Here is a 6,178-nt window from a genome sequence, read left to right as displayed (position 1 = left end):
TTCGTACCTACAAGGAAGAGCACGCTATCGACCTGCTGGTGATGGGGGCCTACGGCCACTCGCGCATCCGCCATCTGCTGGTGGGTAGCACCACCACGGCCATGCTGCGGCGGGCCAAGGTACCAGTGCTGCTGCTGCGCTGAGCTGTTTCAAACTCGCTGCTTCTTCAACGGCCCCTGGGTGGAGCCGGCGTCGCTGTCTTATCTCCGCGTGCCAAGGGGCTGTTCAGCACCCCTTGAGCCAGCCACCATCCGGCGATCAGAAATCCCAGCATACCAATAAGGATCAGCGTGAAGCTGGCACCCAGGTCCAGGGCGATGCCCAGCACTGCAGGCGCCAGGCCGGTGGCGAATACCATGCTGGCGCTCAGCGTGGCGCGGACCGTGCCGAGGTGTTCGGCTCCCCATATCCTCACCAGCAGGCTGGTGGCAATGGGCTCCTGGGTGCCCATGGCGAGTCCACCGCCCACCATCAGTGCCCACACACCCAGATGACCGCCGAAGGCGATGGCTAGCACCAGTGCCAGTGCATAGGGCAGCAGATACAGCCGCGCCAGCGATACGGGGCCCAAGCGGTCGACCCAGCGCCCACCGAGCAAGGCACCGGGCAGCTTCGCCAGGCCCATGCCGGTCAGCGCTAAAGCGTAGACGCCAAGCGTGCTCCCCAGGTCGCGGGTCATCGCCGCCTGATAGATGAACAGCCCCGTCAGTGTGACCGGCAGCGTCATCAGCAGCGGCAGTAGGCGCCAGAAGCGTGGATCGCGGAAGGGGCGTGGACCCTCGCGTCGTTGGCCGGGAGTGGGGCGTTGTCCGGGTGCCGGGGGCCAGGGACCACGCAGCAGTAACGGCAGCCAGCAGGCGGTGAGTGCCAGCACCAGCAGCCACCAGAGCTCGCGCCAGCCGAGTAGCATCAGCAGCAGGGCGACGAGCGGCGGAAGCAGCGTTTCACCGAGCATGAGGCCCATGCCGGTCAGCCCCAGGGCGCGACCGCGCAGGGCAACGAACTCACGCCCTGCCAGGGTATTGCCAAGGTGCGTCATCATGCCCTGACCGCAGAAGCGCACCAGCCCCAGGCCGAGCAGCCCCAGCCCCCACCAGGGTGAGAGCGTCAGCAGCAACACGCCGGTGGTGAGCGTCGTCAGTACCAGCAGAGCGAAGCGCCGCGGCGACACCCAATCGAGGCTTGGCCCCAGGCGCAGCACGGCAAAGCCGGCCGCCAGCGTGACCAGGGCATAGGCGCTACCGAACTGGCCGGGCGTCAAGTCGAGCCGTTCGCTGATCGGTGCCTGAAACAGGCCGATGAAGAAACTCTGGCCCAGGCTCGAGGAGAACATGGCCAGAAAGCAGATGCTCAGCAAACCTAGGTGATCTCGCAGCAAGGTGCGATAGCCCATGACGCCCTCCCTGAGCGATGGCCGTTCTCGATACACGTAACGAAGCCCGGCATCATAGCAGTTTCACTCGGTAGGGCTGCATCGACGGGGCGCGATGATGCGTTAGAATCTGTCGAATTCCATTGGCAGGAGAGCTACATGACCATCGTTCGTCACGACACCAAGGCACGCATGAGCCGCGCCGTGATCCATAACGGTATTGCCTATTTGTGCGGCCAGGTGGCCGGCCCTGAGGCGCGCCACGGCGACATCGCCGAGCAGACCGAAAGCATGCTGGCCCGGGTCGATGCGCTGCTCGCCGAAATCGGCTCCGACCGCGAGCACCTTCTCACGGCGACGATCTACCTCAAGGACGGCAGCGACTTCGCTGCGATGAATGCGGTATGGGATGCCTGGGTGCCCACCGGACATGCCCCGGCCCGCACCTGCGTCTGTGCGCCCATGCCAGCCGACGAGCTCAAGGTGGAGATCACCGTATCCGCCGCCGTCCTGGGTAGCGATTACAGCTACTAGCGCACGCAGGGGTCATCGAGCGGCGCCTCTCGCGGCCGTAGCCGTCGCGAGAGGGCATCCACGGCGATGTTCAGCGCGGCGGTGATCATCAGAAGGAAGAAGGCGACGTCGAACATCAGATAGTCGAAACCCTCCTCGATATAAAACCCCAGGGTAGCGACGCCCAACATGCCAAGGATGGCCGTCTCACGCAGGATCACCTCGGCGCGGTAGTAGAGCAGCGCCAGCATGCCGGGATAGACCCTTGGCAGCAGTTCGTAGGCCAGCCGCCCGCTGGCCGGCAGCCCCGGCATGCCGGGAGTGATGGCGTCGGCGTGGCGCGCCACCAGGAAGGCGATCAGGGCACCGTTGTGCAGCGCCAACGCCAGCCAGGCAGGTAGTAGTGAAGGGCCGAGCAGCAGTAGAAACACGAAAGCCAGCATCAGCTCCGGCGTCGAGCGCAAGAAGATCAGCACGCCATGGCCGGCCAGGCGGGTGCCGCGATTGCCGAAATGTCGGCTTGCCAGCGGCCAGAGGAGAAGCGCAACTGCGAGCGCCCCCACGGTGCCGAGCAGCCCCAATAGCAGGGTGTTGCCGATGGCGGGGCCTAACTGGGGAATTCGGCTCAGCCACTCGATCAGTCCTGCGCCGTCGCCGGCCAGCAGTGCCGCCGGCCAGATGTCCTCGCTGACGAAGCGCCACAACAGTGCACCATCGACGCTCGGCCACGGCCCCAGCAGCCAGGCTCCTGCTATCAACAGCAGCGGGATCAGCCGCTTGTGGCCCCACCAGGGCAGGCTGGCGATCAGCAGATAGAACAGCCACAGCAGGGCGCCCGCCTCGTGGTAGCGACCCTCGCGAAAGGCGGTTTCGAGATGGAAGCCCAGCGTCGGCAGGCCGACGAAGCCGAGCAGCACGCTGGCACGCAGGCCGCATTCGAAGCGATAGCGGGTATAGGCGGCGAGCTGAGCCCAGGCCAGCGGCAGCTCGGCATAGACGAAGCGCGCCAAGCGTCCGCTGCCGGGCGGCAGGGCATCCCGCGCTGCGCTTGGCGTCTGCTCGAGAATCTCGGCATAGACCTTGGCGAAGATACCGGCATAGGGAATCGCCAGTGCTGCCAGAGCGGTGAGCGCCGAGAGCCCGAAGACCTGCAGGAACAGCAGCGCCCAGAACAGCTCGTGGATCGCGCGCACGAAGGCGCAGCCGGCGCGAACCAGTCGCGAGCGTGCAAACAGCAGCGCCAGGGGGAAGCCCAGCACCACTCCGGCCAGGGTGCCCCACAGGGCCACTGCCACGGTGAGGCCCAGCGCCGCGAAAGGCGACTCCAAGGCACCCCAGGCGGGCCAGGCCATGCCGGAAGCCATACGCGCCAGTTCCCCCCAGGGGTCGCGAGTATGGATGGCGAGGTCGGCGAAAGGTACCAGCAGTATGGCCAGGGCTACCAACCCGAGGCTATGGCGGGCCAGACGCAGGCCGGGTGAGCCCCCACGCCACCAGGCGCTGGCCGATGGTGCAGGTTCCTTTGTCAGGCCGCTATTCACGGTTTCCCTCGCGCACAGGGCAACGCATCGACGCTTGGCATGGCCGCAGCGGCAGCGTCAGGCGACGGGTCGTGCTTCGGCGCCTCGGCATCGGGATAGAGCGCGTCCAGATCGGCAAGCGTAAGCGCGTCGGCGCGCGCATCGATCAGCAAGCGGCCGTCACGTAGCCCCCATACCCGGTCGAAGTGGGTCAGCGCCAGCTCGCGCTGGTGCAGAGCGACCACCGAGGTGGTGTGGCGTTCATCGATCAGCGAAAGCAACCGCAGCGCCTGATGAGGGTCGACGCTGGCCACCGGTTCGTCGCCGAGAAAGAGCGGGCGTGACTGATAGAGCGCGCGAGCAATGGCCACCCGCTGGCGCTGGCCGCCGGAGAGCTCACCCACCGGGCGGCGCATCAGGCTGCCGAGCCCCAGCTCCTCGCACAGTTCGGCCACTTCACGCCAGGGACCCCGCAGCGGGCGCAGCAGGTTCCACAGGTTGGCCAGTGCAGAATGCTCCGGCAAACGGCCCATGAACACGTTGTGGTAGACGGCGAGCTGTGGCACCAGGCCATGGTGCTGGGGGCACCAGGCCACTTGGCCACCCAGCCGGCGGCGCAGTTCGCCTAGCAGGGTGGACTTGCCGGCGCCGCTCTGGCCGAGCAGGGCGACCCGGTCGCCCTCGTGCAGTGCGAGAGCAAGCCGCGGCAGCACCACCTGAGCACCGTGCCCCAGGTCCTCGCCATCGAAACGTACCAGCAGTCGCCGTTGCTCGCCCTCCATCAGCGCAGCAGGCCGAGCTCTTCGGCCACTTCCTCGATGGGGGCGTAGAGGTCGTTGTCGGCGGGTATGAACGCCTCACGTGGGAAAGAGGCGAGCAGCTCGGGGTCGTCCATTTCCAGGAAAGCGGCCCGGACCTTCTCCGTGAAGCCTTGGCCGAAACGTTCATCGGCGTCGCCGCGCAGGGTCCAGTTGTAGTCGGGATAGGGCGGGGTGGCCCAGATCACGCGGACCTGGTCGGTATTGATCCGGCCATCTTCGACGGCGGCCTCCCACACGGTGTAATTGACCGCGCCGATGTCATAGGTGCCTGCTTCCACCAGGGCGATGGTGCGCGAGTGATCGCCCGAGTAACCCACGCGGGAGAAGAACCGGTCCGGGTCGACATCGTCGAAGCGCTGGCGAAAGTAATGTTCCGGCATCAGCCGGCCGGAGGTGGAGGTGCGCGAGCCGAAGGTCAGACTCATGCCCTCGAGCTCGTCGGGCAGCTCATCGGCTTGAGTCAGGCCGGTGGACGTGTGAGCGATGAAGTAGCTCATGAAGGCGTCGTCCTCGCTGCCCTGGGCCAACGCCTGGGAACCTGGCACCAGACGGCGTGCCTGCACGCCCGAGAGCCCGCCGAACCAGGCCAGCTGCACCTGATCGTTGCGGAAGGCGGTGACCGCCGCGCTGTATGACTTCACCGGCACGTACTCCACCTCGACGCCGAGGCGCTCCTCGAGATAGTCGGCCACCTTGCCGAAGCGCTCCACCAGGCGGGCCTGATCCTCGTCGGGGATGGCGGTGAAACGAAAGGTCTCGGCGATGGCACCCTGAGCGAACAGGGCCAAGGCGATGGCGGGCAAAAAGAGAGGGGCAAGCGCGATCCGACGCATGAGGGCTCCTTAGCATGAGCGAGGACGAAGCCGCTATTGTTGTGCCGTCGCGGCGCCCTGGCAACCCTTCGACCGATGGGCTCAATCCTGCCGAGTGGCCGGGTAGCGGGTTTCCAGCAGGCTGTCCTTGATCTTCTTCAGGTGGGGCAGGAAGTCCTCACCGCGGCGCAGGGTGACCCCGGTGGCCAAAACGTCGATCAGGGTGAGCTGGATCATGCGCGACGTCATCGGCATGTAGACGTCGGTGTCCTCCGGCGTGGCCACCTCGAGGGTTTCGGTGCACTCTGCGGCGAGCGGTGAGCTCGGCGCTGTGATGCCCAGCACCACGGCGCCGCTCTCACGCGCCAGGCGGGCGATGTCCACCAGTTCGCGGGTGCGGCCTGTCCAGGAGATGACCACCACCACGTCGCCGGTGTGGCAGGCCGATGCCACCATGCGCTGCATGAGAACGTCCACATAGGCCGTGACCGGCAGGTTGAAGCGGAAGAACTTGTGCTGTGCATCCTGGGCCACGGCGCCAGAGGCACCCAAACCGAAGAAGTGTATCTGCTTGGCCTGGATCAGATAGTCCACCACCCGCTCGATACGTGCCGGGTCGAGGGTGCGACTGGCTTCGTCCAGGGCGGCGATGGTCGCGCCGAAGATCTTGCCGGTGTACTCGGCCGCTGCGTCACCGGGCTCTACCGATTGACTGACGTAGGGGGTGCCGCCGGCCAGGCTTTGAGCCAGCTTGATCTTGAAATCGGGATAGCCTTTGGCATTGAAGCTGCGGCAAAAACGATTGACGGTAGGCTCGCTGACGGAGGCTGCCTGGGCCAGGCTGGCAATGCTCAACCCAGTGGCCCTGGCTGGGTCGGCCAGGATTACATCTGCTACCTTGCGCTCAGAGCGGTTGAGCTCTTCCAGGCGTTGCCTTATTCGTTGCAGCAGATCGTGGGCCATGGTGATCGATGCTCTCCAGGACAGTCATGTAGTGATTTAACAACATTGGCTGGGGCTATCCTATCGCGGAGTCGTCTCGTCCGCGAATCAGGTGATTTGGAAGCGTGGAAATTGGTGTAATATTACAGAATAAAAGTTGCAGAGCAGGCCGAACCGCCGTATTTTTTATGTAAGATA

Annotated in this window: 7 protein-coding genes; 2 read left to right on the top strand and 5 right to left on the bottom strand. The window is 65.5% G+C overall.

What is annotated here, in order from left to right; all coding sequences use genetic code 11:
* Window positions 1-143: universal stress protein (locus AC2VNO_RS18370; protein ID WP_486935484.1), on the top strand; the 143-nt coding region annotated here is incomplete at its 5' end.
* A gap of 23 nt (window positions 144-166) precedes the next feature.
* Here the strand turns inward: AC2VNO_RS18370 and AC2VNO_RS18365 are convergent.
* On the bottom strand, window positions 167-1,393 hold the full coding sequence (locus AC2VNO_RS18365; RefSeq protein WP_486935483.1) for an MFS transporter: 1,227 nt from the start codon (window positions 1,391-1,393) through the stop codon (window positions 167-169).
* 138 nt (window positions 1,394-1,531) lie between these two features.
* Between AC2VNO_RS18365 and AC2VNO_RS18360 the strand changes: the two genes are divergently transcribed.
* Window positions 1,532-1,906 carry a RidA family protein gene (locus tag AC2VNO_RS18360; RefSeq protein ID WP_486935482.1) on the top strand — a complete coding sequence of 125 codons (375 nt, stop codon included), beginning with the start codon at window positions 1,532-1,534 and terminating at the stop codon, window positions 1,904-1,906.
* Here AC2VNO_RS18360 and AC2VNO_RS18355 read toward each other — a convergent pair.
* From AC2VNO_RS18355 to AC2VNO_RS18340, 4 genes are all read right to left on the bottom strand, one after another.
* On the bottom strand, window positions 1,903-3,426 hold the full coding sequence (locus tag AC2VNO_RS18355; protein ID WP_486935481.1) for a PhnE/PtxC family ABC transporter permease: 1,524 nt from the start codon (window positions 3,424-3,426) through the stop codon (window positions 1,903-1,905). The genes AC2VNO_RS18360 and AC2VNO_RS18355 overlap by 4 nt on opposite strands.
* Window positions 3,423-4,187: an ATP-binding cassette domain-containing protein gene (locus AC2VNO_RS18350; RefSeq protein ID WP_486935480.1), complete on the bottom strand. Its 765-nt coding sequence runs from the start codon at window positions 4,185-4,187 to the stop codon at window positions 3,423-3,425. Before AC2VNO_RS18350 ends, AC2VNO_RS18355 begins: the two co-directional genes overlap by 4 nt.
* Window positions 4,187-5,059, bottom strand: a complete 873-nt coding sequence (locus AC2VNO_RS18345; protein WP_486935479.1) for a putative selenate ABC transporter substrate-binding protein — start codon at window positions 5,057-5,059, stop codon at window positions 4,187-4,189. Before AC2VNO_RS18345 ends, AC2VNO_RS18350 begins: the two co-directional genes overlap by 1 nt.
* A gap of 81 nt (window positions 5,060-5,140) precedes the next feature.
* Window positions 5,141-6,001, bottom strand: a complete 861-nt coding sequence (locus AC2VNO_RS18340; RefSeq protein WP_486935478.1) for a MurR/RpiR family transcriptional regulator — start codon at window positions 5,999-6,001, stop codon at window positions 5,141-5,143.
* Between the last annotated feature and the right edge of the window lie 177 nt (window positions 6,002-6,178).

The sequence above is a fragment of the Halomonas sp. TH-94 genome (genome assembly GCF_057473365.1).
This window is presented reverse-complemented; position numbering and strand designations above follow the sequence as displayed.